The sequence below is a fragment of the Rhizobium sp. N731 genome (assembly GCF_001664145.1).
In the GTDB taxonomy this organism is placed as follows: domain Bacteria; phylum Pseudomonadota; class Alphaproteobacteria; order Rhizobiales; family Rhizobiaceae; genus Rhizobium; species Rhizobium esperanzae.
In genome coordinates this window covers 1,329,893-1,348,155 of sequence record NZ_CP013601.1, presented here as the reverse complement: position 1 = coordinate 1,348,155, position 18,263 = coordinate 1,329,893, and the positions used below count along the sequence as shown (strand labels likewise).

The following is an 18,263-nucleotide window of genomic DNA, read 5'->3' as shown; positions in this document are numbered from 1 at the left end:
TAGCAAGGACATGCCCTGGCTCCCGGCGCTAATCTCTTCCTCGACCGGACAAGATCCGGATGGAGGAAAGGATTAGGGACGATGAGCACGATTGTATTTTCAAACGACAAATCACCTTCGCAGACGTTCGGTTATGCCGCCGGCAGTATCACCGTACTGATCTGGGCGACCTGGTTTCTGGCGACCCGCCACAGCGCGGCGACGTCGCTTGGCTCCATCGATATCGGCCTCATCCGCTTCGGCATTCCGGCGCTCGCGCTTTCGCCCGTCTGGCTTCGCATCGGTCTGCTGCCGAAGGGCGTGCCGCTCTATCTGCTGGCGATCATGGTCGCCGGCTGCGGCGCGATCTTCTTTCTGGTCACGACGCTTGCCATTCACTCCACACCGGCAGCTTCCTCCGGCATCCTGCTCGGCGGCTCCATGCCGCTTGCCACCGCACTGATCGGCATTCTCTTGTTTCGGGAACGGCCGGATGCCACACGCATTGCCGGGCTGGCGGCAATCGTCGGCGGCGTCCTGATCCTGCTTGCCCGCAGCCTTGCCGATGCCTCCCTGCCCTGGACAAGCTTTGTCATGCTGCCGGCCGGCGCCGTGCTCTGGGCAAGCTACACCCATGCCTTTCGCCGCTCGGGTCTGACGGCCATTCAGGCCAGCGCGCTGATTGCCGCCTGGTCTTTCGTGATCATGGCGGTGCTCGCACTCGTCTTCGGCATCTCGCTGCCGCAGGCCCCGCTTGCCGAAATCGGCCTGCAGGTTTTGAGCCAGGGCATTCTGTCAGGCCTCGTCGCCATGGTCGCCTATGGCACGGCGGTCCGCATCCTCGGCGGAACACAGGCCGCCGCCTTTACGGCTTTGACGCCTGTTCTTGCGACCCTCGGCGGCGGTCTCCTGCTCGGCGAAACGATCGGCCTTGCCGAAATCAGTGCCGCGGTGGTCACCGGCATCGGCGTCGCACTTTCGACGGGAATTGCCGCGCGACGCTGACCATCAGCCGCGACCGACATTACGAAGCCGCCGGCAGCCATCGCTGCGGCGGCTTTTCAGCGTGTTCTCGGTCGCTCAGGCCTGAATGACGACAACCCTGGCTCCGACCTCGACGCGGCTATAGAGATCAATCACATCGTGGTTCATCATGCGGATACAGCCGCTCGACATGGCGAGGCCGATCGATTCCGGCTGATTGGTGCCATGAATGCGGAAATGCGTGTCGTTGCCGCTGCGATAGAGATACATCGCCCGCGCGCCGAGCGGATTGTTCGGGCCGCCCGGCATGCCGCCGGCAAGCCTGCGATAGCGTTCTTCGCGGCGCTGCATGTTTTCCGTCGGCGTCCAGCTCGGCCACTCGGCCTTGCGTCCGATATAGGCGTTGCCGGCAAATGCCAGTCCCTCGCGGCCGACACCGACACCATATCGCATCGCCCTGTTGTCACCAAGGACGTAGTAGGCGCGACGCGCCGGCGTGTCGATGACGATCGTGCCCGGCGCATGCGCGCTTTCATAGGCCACTTCCTGGCGGCGAAGTTCCGGCTTGATCTTGTCGATCGGCACCTGCCTCAACGGAAACTTTTCATCCGGAAGTGCTGCATAATTCGTCTGGCTGTTGAGGCCGGTCGAGGAGCAGCCGGCGACAAAAAGCGGCAGAGCGATCAGAAAACCCCGACGGGAGATCGTCATGAATGTGTCCTTAGTGCGTCAACAAGATGTCGCAAGCTAAGGAATTTATGGTTAACGAACGGCTAACGGCAGCCGTCGAAAGGCGATCACGAAGACGTCAGCGGTCGAAATAACCGCCAATGTCCGCGATCCGCCTCACATATTCGGATAGACCGGCCCCTCGCCGCCCTGCGGCGGCACCCAGTTGATGTTCTGGTTGGGGTCCTTGATGTCGCAGGTCTTGCAGTGCACGCAGTTCTGGGCGTTGATGACGAAGGTCTTGTCGCCATCCTTCTCCACCCATTCGTAGACGCCGGCCGGACAGTAGCGGGTCGACGGCCCGGCATAGATGCCGAGCTCGGAGCTCTTCTGCAGCCCCATGTCCTTGACCTGCAGATGCACCGGCTGGTCTTCCTCATGATTGGTGTTCGACAGGAACACCGAGGACAGACGGTCGAAGGTCAGGACGCCGTCGGGTTTCGGATAGGCGATCGGCTTGTGATTTGCGGCAGGCTCCAGCGACTGCGCATCGGTCTTGCCGTGACCAAGCGTGCCGAAGAAGGAGAAGCCGAACAGCGTGTTCACCCACATGTCGAGACCGCCGAGCGCGACGCCGAGCGCCGTGCCGAACTTCGACCACAGCGGCTTGACGTTGCGCACCCGTTTCAGGTCGCGGCCGATGTCGGTGCCACGCCATTCATTCTCGATCTCGACCACCTCGTCATGGCTGCGGCCTGATACAATCGCCGCAGCAATCTTCTCGGCGGCCAGCATGCCCGACAGCACCGCATTGTGGCTGCCCTTGATGCGCGGCACGTTGACCAGACCGGCCGAACAGCCGATCAGCGCCCCGCCCGGGAAGGACAGCTTCGGCACCGACTGGTAGCCGCCCTCGGTAATGGCGCGCGCGCCATAGGAGAGCCGCTTGCCGCCCTCGAAGGTTCCGCGGATCGCCGGATGGGTCTTGAAACGCTGGAACTCCTCGAAGGGATAGAGATAGGGGTTCTTGTAGTTCAGGTGAACGACGAAGCCGACGGCCACCAGATTGTCTTCGAGGTGATAAAGGAAGGAGCCGCCGCCGGTCTTCATGCCGAGCGGCCAACCGAAGGAATGCTGCACAAGGCCCGGTCTGTGGTTCTCCGGCTTGACCTGCCAGAGCTCCTTGATGCCGATGCCGAATTTCTGCGGCTCACGATCCTTTTGCAGGTCGAACTTGGCGATCAGCTGCTTGGCGAGCGAACCGCGCACGCCCTCGCCGATCAGCGTGTATTTGCCGCGCAGCTCCATGCCGCGGGTATAGTTCGGGCCGGGTTCGCCATTCTTGTCGATACCCATGTCGCCGGTGGCAACGCCGATTACCGCACCTTCGTCATCGTAAAGCACTTCGGCGGCGGCAAAACCCGGATAAATCTCGACACCGAGTTCCTCGGCCTTCGTCGCCAGCCAGCGACAGACATTGCCGAGAGAGACGATGTAGTTGCCGTGATTGTTCATCAAGGGCGGCATCAGCACATTCGGCAGACGGATCGAGCCGGCCGGGCCGAGTACCAGGAAGTGATCTGCCGTCACCTCCGTCTTGAACGGATGATCGGCTTCCTCACGCCAGCCGGGCAGCAGCCTGTCGATGCCAATAGGATCGACGACGGCGCCGGAGAGGATATGGGCGCCGACCTCGGCCCCCTTCTCCAGCACCACCACCGACAGTTCCGGATTGACCTGCTTCAGCCGGATCGCCGCCGCCAGACCGGCAGGACCGGCGCCGACGATCACAACGTCGAATTCCATGCTCTCGCGTTCGGGCAGCTCAGTCGTCTCGGTCATTCATTCGTCTCCGCTTGGCCAGTGGCCATCATCCCATGGCCACTGTCTTGTCAAAACCGCGAAGCATTGTCGAGCCGGGATGCGACAGCCAATCCTCAATTCGCACAAAGACATTTCAGCCGATGCGAGACTTACAGTACCGCTTACGTTAACGTCAAATGCGAAACCTGTGAGACCACGGCCCTCCCTTTCCTTTTTTGTCGCCCGCGCCTTATACATCCCTCGAAGACATCGGAGGAAATCATGGATCTCGGCATCAAGGGCAAACGGGCGCTCGTTCTCGCCTCCTCGCGCGGGCTTGGCCTCGGCATCGCCGCAGCACTCGCACGCGAAGGTGCAAACGTGCTGCTTTGCGGACGCAGTGGCGAACAGCTGGAGGCCAATTGCGCGGCGATCAACAGCGAAGGCAATGGCCGGGCCGACTGGATCTGGGCCGATCTTGGCGATGAGCGCTTCGTCGAGACGGCAACAACGGCGGTGAAGGAGAAGTTCGGCGGCATCGACATCCTCATCAACAATACCGGCGGACCAACGCCCGGTACGACGGAGGAGATGACGGCCGAAAAGCTCGAAACCTACTTCCTCTCCATGGTTGCGCGGGTGATAACGCTCACCAATGCGCTGCTGCCCGATATGAAGGCGCAAGGCTGGGGCCGCATCCTGACGGTTGCCTCATCAGGCGTGATCGAACCGATCGCCAACCTGGCGCTGTCGAACACGCTGCGCCCGGCGCTTGCCGGCTGGAGCAAGACGCTTGCTTCCGAAGTGGCGAGCTTCGGCATCACCACCAACCTGCTTCTGCCGGGCAGCATCCTGACGAGGCGGCTCGACGACCTCGACGGCGCCGCGGCAAAGCGGACGGGCAAAAGCCTCGAGGAAATTCGCGCCGACAAAGAGGCGCGCATTCCCGTCGGCCGCTATGGCACGGTCGAGGAATTTGCCGCAACGGCCGCCTTCCTGTGCAGCCAGCCGGCAAGCTACATTACCGGCTCGCTGATCCGCTGCGACGGCGGCGCCGCACGGTCCGTCTAGAGCCGCTCAGGCCGCACGGGCCGCCGCAGCGGCCCAGGTCGCCGCGCTCCGGATCATCTGTTCGACATTCGCCGGATCATCGGCAAGTTCGGCGAGTTCGGAAAGCCGATGGAAGCCCGTCAGGATCGCAATGCGCCGCCGGTCAAGCCTGCGTCCGGTCAGGATTTCATAGGCCGAGACGATGCGCGCGGTCAGATCGGGCGAGATGAAGTTCGAATAGATGAACTCCTGGTGCAACGGACCGAAACCTGAATCGGCGAAATCGTAAATGCCGTTGAGCCTACCCTGGCGATAGTCGAAGGCCATATTCCAGCCGTGACCGTCGAAGAAACCGTAGACGTTGCCGTAGGGATCCGGCGGCAAGGCTTCGAAATCCGAAACAACGGTTTCGGCAAAGCCCTTGATATCAGCCGGCAGCAGCGGCAAAGCCTTCGTCCGAACCGCCTCCGGCGATTGCCATGGCTGGATCGCTCCGGCGCCGGCCGCCCGCAGGCGATCGGCATCGAGCGCGTGCAGTTCGGCGTAGAAACGCGCGAGGTCATCCGCCAGGCGCTGACGGCCGCCCTCTCCCAGCGCATCGTAATCTTCGGCAATGAGGTGTTCGCCCTCGAGCTTGGCGTGGCTGGAGAAGATCGGCGGCCCGTCGTGAATGCGCATGTCGGGAACTGCCATCGACAGCGAGGGTCGAACGATATCGAGCAAAGCCGCTTCCTTCACGAGCGCTCTTTCGGCGCCGAGATGGCGGGGAAACTTGAAGATCAGCGTGTCGTCGACGTCGACTGCCATCGAATCCCAGCCCTTCGCCGCGAGCTTGAAAACGGAGGCCGTCAGTTCCGGAAATACACTTGTGATGAGAGAGCGAAATTCGCTGACGTTCAACTCTGTCATGACGACCTGCCTTTTCTGTTTTCCCTGTTCTTTGGATGCAGGCGAGCAGCATCGGCCTGTCGAAACCCGTCGGCGTCCAGCCGCCGAAGCCGCGCCAAGTGGCACCCGCACTATATTAGTATAATTTGAATATTACGGAATATTCATTACAAAAATTTAAGCCGTTATAACCACTTAGTGATCGCGACACCGGAATTATGTCTTTTTTGCGCCGCAATATAAGCGGCTCAATCAAAGCATAAATTTGCACCCTTGCTCAAACCCCGGTCTAGCCCATGAAGAAATTTTGGATCACCGTCAGCTTTGTCGCAATCGCCGCGGTCGGCGTTTGGCAATTCGGGAATCTGGTCCCTTATGCGGCGCGCATTCCCTACCTCTCCGAGCTCATCAAGCAGCCGGCCGGCGGCAATGGCGGCAGCAGGCAGGCACAGGGCGATCAGACGCAGGCAAATCAGGCGCCGACCGATCAGGCCGAGAATGGCGGGCAACACCAGGGTGGCGGGCGCAGACGCGGCGGCGGTCCAACTGTCGTCAAAACAGTCGCTGCGGTGAAAACGACGCTGCCGACGGATGTCACCGCGTCCGGCTGGGCCGATGCCGACGACAATACGACCATGGCCGCACAGGAACAGGGCCTGATCGTCAGCATCAATGCGCAGGATGGAGCGACCGTCAAAGCCGGCGACCTTATCGCCAAGCTGGACGACCGGACGGCGAAGGCGGCGGTCGACAAAGACAATGCGATGATCGTTCGGGATACGGCAACGCTTTCGGAAGCAGAGACGGCGCTGGTTCGCGCGCAGGACCTGTTCGACCAGAAGGCCGGCACGCAGCAGAGCCTCGACCAGGCAAGAGCTGCCCGCGACACCGCCGCGGCCACGGTCGAGGCTGACAAGGCCACCCTCGCCTCGGATCAAGTCATCCTCGAGAATACAGATATCCGGGCGCCCTTCGACGGCCGGCTCGGCGATATTGCCGTCAGCAAGGGCGCCTTCCTCAATGCCGGCTCGGCAATCGTCACCATCGCGAAATACGATCCGATCTATGTGAAATTTCACCTGCAGGAACGTTATCTGCGCGTCCTGAAGAAGGCGCTGGCAGTCGGTCCGGTCGAGGTCAGCACAGTTCCCGCTTCCACCAAGGGGCAGATCCGCAAGGGCGAAATCAGCTTCTACGACAACACGGTCGATACCGCCTCGGGCACGATCGTGGCCAAGGCAAAGTTCGAGAATGCCTCCGGTGCGCTCTGGCCTGGCCAATCGATCAACATCATCGTGCATTTCAACAACGACCAACAGCAGGTGGTGGTGCCGACGGTTGCCGTCAGCCCCGGCCCGGACGGGTTCTTCGCCTTTGTCGTCAAGGACGGCAAATCGCATCTGACGCCGGTCACCGTCGCCCGCGCCAATGGCGGCTTTACCGCCATCGAATCGGGTCTTCAGCCGGGCGACCATGTCGTCATCGAAGGCCAGGGCCAGCTCAGCGACCAGCAGGCAATCAACGAGCAGTTCGACGACAAGACCCTTGATGTCGCCTCTGCCGAAGAGCCTCGGCAACCGCAGCAGTCCGAGACGATCGCCGTGGGAGCTCAGCAATGATCCCGATTTTTTGTATCCAGCGCCCCGTCGCGACGACGCTGCTTGCCATCGGCGTCATTCTGGCCGGTCTTGCCGGCTACCGGCTCGTGCCGGTTGCAGCCCTGCCGCAGGTCGATTTTCCGACGATCAACGTTTCGGCCCAGCTGAGCGGCGCCTCGCCGCAGACCATGGCGACCTCGGTTGCCACGCCGCTGATCAAACAGTTCGAGACCATTCCCGGGATCAGCGAAATCAGCGCCTCGAGCTCGCTCGGCAGCACCAGCATCGTGCTGCAGTTCGATCTTAACCGCGATATCGACGCGGCCGCAGCCGACGTGCAGGCGGCGATCTCGCACGCGACCCGGCAGCTGCCCGACAACTTGACGACACCACCGAGCTATCGCAAGACCAACCCAGCCGATGCGCCTGTGATGCTGCTCTCCGTGCAGAGCAACACCATGCCGCGCAGCAAGCTCGACGAGATCGCCGAGGACATCATCTCGCCATCGCTTTCGACGCTTCCGGGCGTTGCCCAGGTCAGCGTCTATGGTGCGCAGACCTATGCCGTGCGCGTCGAAGTCGACCCCAACAGGCTGCTCACCCGCGGCATCGGCATCGACACCGTCAACAAGGCGCTTGCTGCCGCCAACAGCCAGCAGCCTGTGGGGACGCTGCAGAACAATTCGCAGAGCATGACGATCACCGCCAACACGCAGCGCACCAATGCCGACCAATTCCGCTCGCTCGTCATCGCCAATCCGAATGGAGCGCCGATCCATCTGGGTGATGTCGCCGATGTGCAGGATGGGGTCGAGAACCAGTATACCGGCAGCTGGTATGATGGCCAGCGCGGCATCATCCTCGCCATCCAGCGTCAGCCGGATGCCAATACGGTCGATGTCGTCGATGCGATCAACGCCAAGCTGCCGCAGCTGCACGCCGAAATTCCGTCTTCGGTGACGACCGTGGTCATGAACGACGCCGCAAAACCCATTCGCGCCGCCATCGCCGATGTGAAGTTCACACTGTTCCTGACGATCGGCCTCGTCGTTCTCGTCATCTATCTCTTCACCGGCCATGCGACCGCGACGATCATTCCGGGGCTTGCCGTTCCGCTGTCGCTGATCTCGACGTTCGGGATGATGTATGTGCTCGGCTACAGCATCGACAATATCTCGCTGTTGGGGCTGACGCTCGCGGTGGGTCTGGTGGTGGACGATGCGATCGTCATGCTCGAAAACATCCTGCGTCACGTCGAAGAAGGCATGCCGGTGCGTGAAGCGGCGATCAAGGGAGCGGGCGAAGTCAGCTACACCATCATTTCCATGTCGGTTTCGCTGATCGCGGTCTTCATCCCGATCCTCTTGATGGGCGGCGTCGTCGGCCGCGTGTTCAACGAATTCGGCATGGTCGTTGCCATCGCCATCATATCGTCAGCGATCGTCTCGCTGACGGTGACGCCGATGCTTGGCTCGCGTCTTTCCAACAATCACAGTCGGCCGCCGCTCCTCATTCGCCTCTTCGACGCAGGCTTCGAGCGGACGCTCAACGGCTACGACAGGGCAGTTGGCTGGTGCCTTCGCCATCGTCTGACGATCCTCGGCATCTTCCTGGGCTCCGTCGCACTGACGTTCTATTTCTTCATGACGCTGCCGACGAGCTTCTTCCCGCAGGAGGATATCGGCCGCCTGTCGATCAGCACGCAGGCCCGGCAGGACATTTCCTATTCCGCCATGGAGGCGCTCCAGCAACAGGCGGCAGCCGCCGTCAAGGCGAACCCGGCGGTCAATCACGTGATGTCGACAATCGGCGGCAACCCGAACAAACCGCAGAACAATGGCTCGATGTTCGTCGAACTCAAGGACAAGAAGGAGCGCCCGCCGCTTGATCAGACATTGCGTGAGCTGCGCACTGCAATCAACAAGATTCCCGGATTGCAGGCCTTCGTGACGCCGAACCAGAGCCTGCGCTTCGGCGGCCGCCAGACCGCCAGCCAGTATCAGCTGGTCATCCAGGCGCTGAGCGCCGACCAGACCAACCTCTGGGCCGGCAAGATCCAGGCGGCGATGCGTGGTGACCGCGGGCTGTTCACCGATGTGACATCGGATGCCCAGAACAACGCCCTGCAAGCCAATATCGTCATCGATACCGAGCGGGCGGCCGCCTATGGGATCGACAATGATACGCTGCGCACGACGCTGCAGGAATCCTTCAGCGGATATGCAGCGGCGGAGATCCAGTCGACCGGCGACAGCTACGACGTCATCGTCGAATACGACACCAGCAAGCCCTGGGACGACCAGAAGCTGTCGGAGATTCGCGTAGCCTCGTCCAATGGCAGTCTGGTGCCGCTTTCGAACTTCGCGCACGTCCAGCGCACCACCGGCCCCGTGACGATCAATCAGACGGGCCAGCTCGTCTCGACCACCGTTTCCTTTAACCTGCCCGAGGGCGTTTCGCTCAGCGACGCGACGGCAGCGATCGACCAGATCAAGAAGGAGATCGGCCTGCCGGCCGATGTCTTCACCTCCTATGGCGGCACGGCCGAGATCTTCGAACAGTCGCAAGGCAATACGCCCTATCTGATCCTGGCGGCCATTCTGACCATCTATGTCGTGCTCGGCGTCCTCTATGAGAGCTTCATCCATCCGCTCACCATTCTGTCCGGCCTGCCCGCGGCGGCCTTCGGTGCGCTGCTCGCCTTGAAGATCATGGGCTTCGATCTGTCGATCATCGCGCTCATCGGCCTGCTGATGCTGATCGGCATCGTCAAGAAGAACGCGATCATGATGATCGACGTGGCGGTGGAGACCATGCGCACGACCGGCGAAAAGGCGACGGCGGCGATCCACGAGGCCTGCGTGCGGCGCTTCCGGCCGATCATGATGACGACCTTCTGCGCCCTGCTCGGCGCTCTGCCGATCGCACTCGGCACCGGCGCAAGCTCGGAGCTGCGCCAGCCGCTCGGCATTGCCGTCGTCGGCGGCCTTGTCGTCTCGCAGCTGCTGACGCTGTTCATCACCCCTGTCATCTTCGTCGAGATGGACCGCTTCGGAAGCTTCCTCGGCAGGCTGATGGGCCAGAAGAAGGTCGAGGAGCCGGTGTTGCAGGAGACAAGGGCGCTGGCCGCCGAGTAAGGCGTTCTGACGATACCGGGCCTTGCCGGTCCGCTTCTTGCCCGAGCGGCGAAGAAGCGGACATGGCGGCGCGCCTCGATCTTCAATCCACTTGAATGTGTCACGCCGCTATGGCATCAACCGCCCTCCTTGATCCGGGCGTCCTTACGCCCTTGCGGAGCGCTGCTCCGTCTCCATCAACAATCGGCATGAAGAGGTGCGGGCATGGCTCAGGCGCTGGGTTTCGACTTCGGCACGACGAATACGGTTCTCGCCATGGCGGATGGCGGGGCAACGGGCTCGATGACGTTCACAAGCGCAGCCGGCACGGCCGACAGCATGCGGACGGCACTCTCCTTCATGAAGGACTCCCAGCTCGGCGCCTCGGCGCTGAAGGTGGAGGCGGGCCATGCGGCGATCCGGCAATTCATCGACAATCCCGGCGAATGCCGGTTCCTGCAGTCGATCAAGACCTTTGCGGCAAGCGCGCTGTTCCAGGGCACGCTGATCTTCGCCAAGCGGCACAATTTCGAGGACCTGATGGAGATCTTCGTGCGGCGCCTGCGCAACTATGCCGGCGACAGCTGGCCCTCGGATGTCAGCCGCATCGTCACCGGCCGTCCGGTGCATTTCGCCGGCGCCAGCCCCGATCCGGCGCTGGCGACCGAACGTTACAACGAGGCGCTGTCGCGCTTCGGCTTTCCCGAAATCCACTATGTCTACGAGCCGGTCGCCGCCGCCTTCTATTTCGCGCAGAATCTGAAGCAGGATGCGACGGTGCTGGTCGCCGATTTCGGTGGCGGCACGACCGACTATTCGCTGATCCGCTTCGAAACCGTCGCCGGCAGGCTGACGGCAACGCCGATCGGCCATTCCGGCGTCGGCGTCGCCGGCGATCATTTCGACTATCGGATGATCGACAACATCGTCGCTCCGCTAATCGGGAAGGGAAGCCATTTCAAGAGCTTCGACAAGATTCTCGAAGTGCCGTCCAACTACTATTCCAGCTTCGGTCGCTGGAACCAGCTGTCGATCTTCAAGACCACGCGGGAGTTCGAGGATTTGAAGAAACTGGTGCGCACCAGCCTGGAGCCGGAAAAGCTCGAAATCTTCATCGACCTCATCGACCATGACGAGGGATATCCGCTCTACCAGGCGGTGTCGGCGACAAAGATGGCGCTCTCGGCTGCCGACGAGGCGCATTTCGACTTCGCGCCGCTTGGCCGCGGCGGACAGCGCAGCATCAAGCGCCGCGACTTCGAAGGCTGGATCGCCGAGGATCTCGCCCGCATCGAAGGTGCGCTCGACGAGGTGCTCGTCAAGACCGAGACGAAGCCTGCCGACATCGACAAGGTGTTCCTGACCGGCGGCACCTCCTTCGTGCCGGCGGTGCGCCGCATCTTCACCGAGCGCTTCGAGCGCGGCCGGATCGAAAGCGGCGGCGAACTGCTGTCGATCGCCCATGGACTGGCGCTGATCGGCGAACGCGACGACATCACGCAATGGACTGTGCAATAAAGCCGGCAAGTGCGGCCAATGTGCCGCCCGCCCTTTCAATGCCACGATCTCTTCGCTAGATTTGCCGCATGATCTCCGCCAACGACCTTTCCCCCGCCGAGCTTGCAGCGCTTCTGCATTTCCATGCGGATGCCGGTGTGGAATGGCTGCTGGAAGAAGAGGCGGTCGACCGCTTCGCCGAATTCGAGGCGATAAAGGCCGCGCGCCGTCCGGCGGCGCAGGCGCAGCAGGAACGGCCCATTGCTGAGGAACGCCAGACATCGCCTCGTCCAAGTCCAGCGGCGCGTCCGGCCCCGGCCTCCGGGCCGCAACCGGCGATCCCGGACGGCGAGGCCGTGCAGCAGGCGCGTTTTGTCGCCGAAGCCGCGCGGTCGCTCACTGAGCTCAAGACCGCGATCGAGGCCTTCAACGGCTGCAATCTCAAGCACAGCGCCCGCTCGACGATCGTTGCCAGCGGCGACGCCGACAGCGGCATCATGGTGATCGGCTCGGCGCCGAGCGCCGAAGACGATCGTGAGGGCACGCCGTTCTCGGGAAAATCCGGCCAGCTGTTCGACAAGATGCTGGCGGCGATCGGGCTTAGCCGTTCCGGCGTCCTGCTGACGCAGGTCATTCCCTGGCGGCCGCCCGGCAACCGCGCGGCGTCGCCGGCCGAAATGGATATCTGCCGACCCTTCATCGAGCGGCAGATTGCGCTCGCCGAGCCGCAGGCGATCCTGCTGCTCGGCAATTTCGCGGCGCGGTTCTTCTTCGGAGAAAACGATACGATTCACGGCCTGCGCGGCCGCTGGAGAGAAATTGCCGTCGCCGAGCGCGTCATCCCCGCCATTGCCAGCCTGCATCCTCAGGATCTGTTAACCGCACCTGTCAACAAACGGCTGGCCTGGAACGACCTGCTGGTCTTTCAAGCAAAGCTTAACTCGCTCGCTTTGCTTAGAAATTAGTCGAAGTGAATAATTCATGAAATGATCCATGCGTTTTCCGCATGGCTGCATCGCGTCACGATGCATTGCAGAATCGATGCTGCACTGCAATATAAAGGGGTGTCTTGGGAGGAATTACAGGAACCAAGGCCATGAACAAGCGATTTCGTCCTATCCATTGCGGGTTTGAAACCCTTCGCCTCGCCGGCGACCAGATTCGTTCCACCCAGGGCTATAGCCGTTTCGGCTTTGCCGCGAACGAGCAGATGGTTGCCCGCGGCACCGGCATCAACGGCCGCACAGCGCGTCCGAACGCTATTTTTTCCGACTTCCAGCAATATTGAGTGGCGGGCACCACAGCCCCGTGCGTCTTTTCGGGGGGCGCACCGGCTTCGATTTAACGAAGCGTGCACTCCGTATCAGAGTAAGCCAACATGTCGACGATCCTGCTATCCATTCTTCGCAACATTGAAACCTTCGAGCATATCCGCGCCGCGGTCTGCGCCGCACGGGAGTATGAACGCGAGCGGGTAAGGCCTGTCGATGGCGTCTCCGATTTCGGCGCGAGTGCAGCGGCGATCGTTCTCTGATCAGACCGCCAATTCTTCGATCCGGGTTTTCGCCCATTCGAAGGCCTCGTCGACGTAGGCGAACTTGACGGCCTGCCAGGCGCAATATTCCTCGACAAAATCCCGCGATATCCAGAGCCGCGTCTTGCGCGGCTCGTCATGCCAGCCGACGCAGCCGCGCTGCGCCGCCTTTGCCAAGAGCCGCTGCAGGTGCGTCCGCGACATCATGAAATCGGCGGCGAGCGCGCGGGTTTCGACGCGGCCGACGACAAACCTGTCGGACTCGGTGTTCTCGATATCCATCCGGCTGATGAAGTTGTCGACGACGAGGCCGCCGGCTTCCGTCCAGAGAAACTGTGCCACCTGCTCCGGCGGCTCCCGCCAGGCGGCATCTTCCAGGCAATGGCGGGCAATGCGCGGCTGAACGAGCTTCATCAATGCTGGATTTGCCTGGAAAAAGGTCGCCCTTTCGCCGCCGTCGAGCAGGTCGAGGGCGGCCAGATTGGCGTAGATCCAGCCGAACATCGCCTGGTGGCTGACACTGGCCGGTTCAAAATGTCGTGGCCGGCGCCGCTCGTCGCCAGGTGTGTGGGTGATGAAACGGTAGGTATAGAGTTCTTCGATGAAGGCGAGCACGGTGTTGCGGCTCGCCACCTTGTGTGCGGTGATGCGACCGGTCAGCCGAACGGCGGTGAAACCCGACGTCGGGTCGCGCGGATCAAATTCCAGGTGGAGGGCATAGGCGGTCTGAGTCAGGAGCCAGCGCTGATGCGAGGCGAGCAGTCGCGCCAAACGTGGACCGGCGTCGAACATGCCGCGCGTCTGCCCAGCCAGAAAGCGGATGCTCATCAGAAAGGAGCAGTTCCCCGCCAATTGCTCCGCCGTGAATGCCATTATGCTTTTCTCCACCTCCGCTCGCAGGCCAGCGTTCGGAGCAGTAATATCGAAGCCGCAAAGCGGCCTATCAGTCATGCATAGCGTTGAATAAATGATAGTTTCTCATGTTCAACAATCATATTCCGCGGGTCGACGCCATCCCAAGAATTCGCCATTCCTTTCGCTCACCGGAAGCAAGCCTCACACGGAGGCAATCTTCGCGTTAATGCCGGTCAGAGCGTCAGGCTTGCGGCGTCGTCGCCTTGCGCGCCTCGCGCTGTTCGATGCCCAGCTGATGCTCGCGGTAGATGATGAAGATACCGGCGGCAACGACGATGACGGTACCGATCAGCATGGTGACGGTCGGTACGTCGCCGAACACGAAGTAGCCGACGATACCGCCGAGCAGGATCGAGGTATATTCGAACGGCGCGATGGTGGAGACATCGGCATGGCGATAGCTTTCCGTCAGCAGAATCTGGGCGACACCACCGCAAAAGCCGGCAGCGACCAGATAAAGCGCCGACGGCCATGGCAGGACGAGCCAGCCGAAAGGAAGGGAAGCCAGCGAGAAGGCCGACGCGGTGAGTGAAAAATACAGCACGATCGTCGCAGTCTTCTCCTCCTCGACGAGACGACGCACCTGGATCATCGCCATGCCGCCGAGAACGGCCGAGAGCAGCACGCAAAGTGCGCCGACTGCCTGTTCGGCTTCCATGCCACCGTCACGCAACAGCGTCAGTTTCGGCCAGGAGACGATAGCGACGCCGACGATGCCGACCAGAACGGCGCTCCAGCGATAGATGCGTACGGTCTCGCCGAGAAAAACCGCGGCGAAGATAACGGCGACGAGCGGCAAGGCGTAGCCGAGCGCGATCGCCTCCGGCAGCGGCAGATGCAGCAGGCCGTAAAAACCGAAAGCCATCGACAGGATGCCGATCGTGCCGCGCTTCAGGTGGCCGACCGGATTGGCGGTGTGGAAGGCGGCGCGCAGCTGGCCGATATAAGCGAGGGAGGCCATGATCGGGAATAGCGCGAAGAAGGACCTGCAGAAGGTGACCTGGCCCGGCGGGATGTCCGGGCCGGCCAGCTTGATGAAGGTCTGCATGGCCAGGAAGACCACGACCGACGAGACTTTCAGCGCAATGCCTCTCATCGGGTTTCTGAGAACCGAGTGCATGATCCTGGCTCTGATGCTGACTCAACAGGAACGGGGAGACGCGTCCGACTCGGGGACGCGGCGAGTGACGTCTGTCATCCTAGCTAAAGAAAATCCGAGATGGGCGAAAATTTATCACTTTTCGCATCCAATCCGACTGGTCAGGCGGGAGAGCGACGCTGCGGCGCTCGATCCGATATAGCACCTTCGGCCGACAGCCACGTTCATCCGCTTCCAATAGATATTTTGCCTGCGAACTTCGCGTTTGCCGGCAATTTGCTTTAACTTTAGTTCAGACTTTAATGTAATCATGCCCGGCAATTTAGGCAGAGTGCGCCCGCCTCTGTATCCGCGGTTGTCAAATAACGGTCTTCAGGAAACACCATGCGAACAGATACCGGCCAGGTCATTCATCTGGCAGATTACCGTCCCACCGACTTCGTGCTGGAACGCGTGGACCTGACATTCGAACTTGATCCGACGGAGACGAAGGTCGAAGCGCGGCTCATCTTTCATCGTCGTCCGGGCGCCGACATTGCGGCGCCGATCGTGCTCGACGGCGACGAGCTGACGCTGGCGGGGCTGCTGTTCGACCAGGTCGAGCTTGACCCTTCACGTTATGACGCGATGCCGGAAAGCCTGACAGTGCGCGACCTGCCGGAGAGCGCTCCCTTCGAGCTGACGATCACCACGATCATCAATCCTGAAGCCAATACCCAGCTGATGGGCCTTTACCGCACCGGCGGCATCTACTGCACCCAGTGCGAGGCGGAAGGCTTCCGCCGCATCACCTATTTCCCCGACCGGCCGGACGTGCTGGCGCCGTTCACGGTCAACATCATCGCCGACAAGGACGCCAACCCGCTGCTGCTGTCGAACGGCAATTTCCTCGGCGGCGCCGGCTATGGCCCCGGCAAGCATTTCGCCGCCTGGTTCGACCCGCATCCGAAGCCCAGCTATCTCTTCGCCCTCGTGGCCGGCGATCTCGGCGTCGTCGAAGACACCTTCACTACCATGTCCGGTCGCGAAGTGGTGCTGAAGATCTATGTCGAACACGGCAAGGAGACCCGCGCAGCCTATGCGATGGATGCGCTGAAGCGCTCGATGAAGTGGGACGAAGAGCGGTTCGGGCGCGAATATGATCTCGACATCTTCATGATCGTCGCCGTCTCCGACTTCAACATGGGCGCGATGGAGAACAAAGGTCTCAACGTCTTCAATGACAGATATGTCCTAGCCGATCCCGAGACCGCGACCGATGCCGACTACGCCAATATCGAAGCGGTCATCGCGCATGAATATTTCCACAATTGGACGGGCAACCGCATCACCTGCCGCGACTGGTTCCAGCTGTGCCTCAAGGAAGGCCTGACGGTCTATCGCGACCAGGAATTTTCCTCCGATCAGCGCTCGCGCCCGGTCAAGCGCATCGCCGATGTGCGCCACCTGAAATCCGAGCAGTTTCCGGAGGATGGCGGCCCTCTGGCCCATCCGGTGCGGCCGACGACATATCGCGAGATCAACAACTTCTACACGCGGACTGTCTACGAGAAGGGCAGCGAAGTCACGCGCATGATCGCCACGCTCATCGGCAAAGACAGTTTCAAGAAGGGCATGGACCTCTATTTCGACCGCCATGACGGCCAGGCCGTGACGATCGAGGATTTCGTCAAATGCTTCGAGGATGCAAGCGGGCGCGACCTCACGCAATTCTCGCTCTGGTATCATCAGGCCGGCACGCCGCTGGTCACCGCATCGGGCGGTTATGATCCGGCAGCCGGCACCTTCACCCTGTCGCTCGAACAGATGATCCCGGCAACACCCGGCCAGTCGAGCAAGGAACCGATGCATATTCCGCTCAGCCTCGCGCTCTTCGGCGAAAATGGCGGCAAGATCGAGCCGAGCGCGGTCAGCGGCGCGGAATATTCCGGCGAGGTGCTGCACCTGACCAGCCGCGCACAGACGGCGGTATTCCACGGCGTCGGCTCACGCCCGGTCGTCTCGATCAACCGCAGCTTCTCGGCGCCGATCAACCTGCATTTCGATCAGAGCCCGGCCGATCTTGCTCGCCTCGCCCGTTACGAGACGGATCACTTCTCCCGCTGGCAGGCGCTGACCGATTTGGCGCTGCCGAACCTTCTCAAAGCCGCCCGTGACGCGCGTGAGGGCAAGCCGGTTGCCTGCGAGGCGACCTTCGTCGAGACCCTGGTGGCGGCTGCCGCCGACGAGAGCCTCGAGCCTGCCTTTCGCGCCCAGGCGCTGGCTCTGCCAAGCGAATCCGATGTTGCCCGCGAACTCGGCGGCAATAACGATCCCGACGCCATCCATACCGGCCGGCAGGCGATTCTGAAACAAATTGCCGATGCCGGAAAGAGTATCTTTGCCGGCCTCTACGCATCGATGACGACATCAGGTGATTTCAGCCCGGATGCCAAAAGCGCCGGCTTGCGCGCGCTGCGCAATAGCGCCCTCACCTACCTCTCCTATGCCGAGCAGACACCGGTTCGCGCCAAGGCCGCCTTCGATGCGGCCAACAATATGACCGATCTCAGCCATGCGCTGACGCTTCTCGTCCATCATTTCCCCGAGAGTGCAGAGACGGGTCAGGCGCTGGCCGCCTTCCGCGACCGCTTTGCGGAAAACGCGCTCGTCATCGACAAATGGTTCTCCATTCAGGCCGGCATTCCAGGCGCCAAAACCCTGGAGCGGGTGCGCGCCCTCATGGAGAATTCGCTCTTCAGGCGGACCAATCCGAACAGAATGCGGGCGCTGGTCGGCACCTTCGCCTTTGCCAATCCGACCGGTTTCGGCCGTGCCGATGGCGAAGGCTATCATTTTCTCGCGGGCGAAATTCTCGAAATCGACGAGCGCAACCCGCAGCTTGCCGCCCGCATTCTGACCTCGATGCGCTCCTGGCGCTCGCTGGAGCCGACGCGCGCCGATCACGCCCGCGCCGCATTGAGCAGGATCGAACAGGCGCCCAACCTTTCCACTGACGTCCGCGACATCGTCGAGCGCACGCTTAAAGGGTAATTTGCCGAACCGGCCGCCGCGCAGGACGTGGCGGCCGGCCCGCCCGTGATTCGAATCGCGCAAAAAAAATAGAAATATAAATAGTTAACGGATTTTTA

The 18,263-nt window shown here is 61.7% G+C and carries 14 protein-coding genes; 9 read left to right on the top strand and 5 right to left on the bottom strand.

Going from position 1 to position 18,263, the window contains the following annotated elements; genetic code table 11:
• The first annotated feature begins 81 nt into the window (after positions 1-81).
• Positions 82-984, top strand: coding sequence for a DMT family transporter (locus tag AMK02_RS06700; protein ID WP_064801393.1), 903 nt, complete (start codon positions 82-84; stop codon positions 982-984).
• 75 nt (positions 985-1,059) lie between these two features.
• On the opposite strand, the gene AMK02_RS06695 is transcribed toward AMK02_RS06700, so the two are convergent.
• Together AMK02_RS06695 and AMK02_RS06690 are read right to left on the bottom strand one after the other, a co-directional pair.
• Positions 1,060-1,674, bottom strand: a complete 615-nt coding sequence (locus AMK02_RS06695) for a L,D-transpeptidase (RefSeq protein WP_064801392.1) — start codon at positions 1,672-1,674, stop codon at positions 1,060-1,062.
• 135 nt (positions 1,675-1,809) lie between these two features.
• A complete protein-coding gene (locus AMK02_RS06690) occupies positions 1,810-3,474 on the bottom strand; it encodes an electron transfer flavoprotein-ubiquinone oxidoreductase (RefSeq protein ID WP_064801391.1) in 1,665 nt (554 codons plus the stop codon).
• Positions 3,475-3,717: 243 nt separating this feature from the next.
• On the opposite strand from AMK02_RS06690, the gene AMK02_RS06685 reads away from it, so the two are divergent.
• The gene (locus tag AMK02_RS06685; protein WP_064801390.1) at positions 3,718-4,506 is read left to right on the top strand and encodes an SDR family oxidoreductase; all 789 of its coding nucleotides are present in this window, start codon (positions 3,718-3,720) and stop codon (positions 4,504-4,506) included.
• Between the two features lie 6 nt (positions 4,507-4,512).
• On the opposite strand, the gene AMK02_RS06680 is transcribed toward AMK02_RS06685, so the two are convergent.
• Positions 4,513-5,394: a phosphotransferase family protein gene (locus AMK02_RS06680; RefSeq protein ID WP_064801389.1), complete on the bottom strand. Its 882-nt coding sequence runs from the start codon at positions 5,392-5,394 to the stop codon at positions 4,513-4,515.
• A 275-nt stretch (positions 5,395-5,669) separates the two neighbouring features.
• Between AMK02_RS06680 and AMK02_RS06675 the strand changes: the two genes are divergently transcribed.
• The 6 genes from AMK02_RS06675 (at position 5,670) to AMK02_RS31650 (ending at position 13,118) form a co-directional block, all read left to right on the top strand.
• Positions 5,670-6,992, top strand: a complete 1,323-nt coding sequence (locus AMK02_RS06675; RefSeq protein WP_064801388.1) for an efflux RND transporter periplasmic adaptor subunit — start codon at positions 5,670-5,672, stop codon at positions 6,990-6,992.
• Positions 6,989-10,108: an efflux RND transporter permease subunit gene (locus AMK02_RS06670; RefSeq protein WP_064801387.1), complete on the top strand. Its 3,120-nt coding sequence runs from the start codon at positions 6,989-6,991 to the stop codon at positions 10,106-10,108. Before AMK02_RS06675 ends, AMK02_RS06670 begins: the two co-directional genes overlap by 4 nt.
• Before the next feature lie 204 nt (positions 10,109-10,312).
• A complete protein-coding gene (locus AMK02_RS06665) occupies positions 10,313-11,605 on the top strand; it encodes an Hsp70 family protein (RefSeq protein ID WP_064801386.1) in 1,293 nt (430 codons plus the stop codon).
• Between the two features lie 68 nt (positions 11,606-11,673).
• Complete coding sequence (locus tag AMK02_RS06660) at positions 11,674-12,549, top strand: uracil-DNA glycosylase (protein ID WP_064801384.1); 876 nt, start codon at positions 11,674-11,676, stop codon at positions 12,547-12,549.
• Between the two features lie 131 nt (positions 12,550-12,680).
• A complete protein-coding gene (locus tag AMK02_RS06655; protein ID WP_064801382.1) occupies positions 12,681-12,872 on the top strand; it encodes a hypothetical protein in 192 nt (63 codons plus the stop codon).
• 90 nt (positions 12,873-12,962) lie between these two features.
• Positions 12,963-13,118: a hypothetical protein gene (locus tag AMK02_RS31650; protein WP_167377185.1), complete on the top strand. Its 156-nt coding sequence runs from the start codon at positions 12,963-12,965 to the stop codon at positions 13,116-13,118.
• Here the strand turns inward: AMK02_RS31650 and AMK02_RS06650 are convergent, their stop codons facing one another.
• Positions 13,119-13,991, bottom strand: coding sequence for a hypothetical protein (locus AMK02_RS06650; RefSeq protein ID WP_064801380.1), 873 nt, complete (start codon positions 13,989-13,991; stop codon positions 13,119-13,121).
• A gap of 223 nt (positions 13,992-14,214) precedes the next feature.
• On the bottom strand, positions 14,215-15,153 hold the full coding sequence (locus AMK02_RS06645; protein ID WP_064801378.1) for a DMT family transporter: 939 nt from the start codon (positions 15,151-15,153) through the stop codon (positions 14,215-14,217).
• A 363-nt stretch (positions 15,154-15,516) separates the two neighbouring features.
• Here AMK02_RS06645 and pepN point away from each other — a divergent pair, with 363 nt between their 5' ends.
• Positions 15,517-18,165: an aminopeptidase N gene (gene pepN / locus AMK02_RS06635; RefSeq protein ID WP_064801374.1), complete on the top strand. Its 2,649-nt coding sequence runs from the start codon at positions 15,517-15,519 to the stop codon at positions 18,163-18,165.
• Positions 18,166-18,263: the final 98 nt, after the last annotated feature.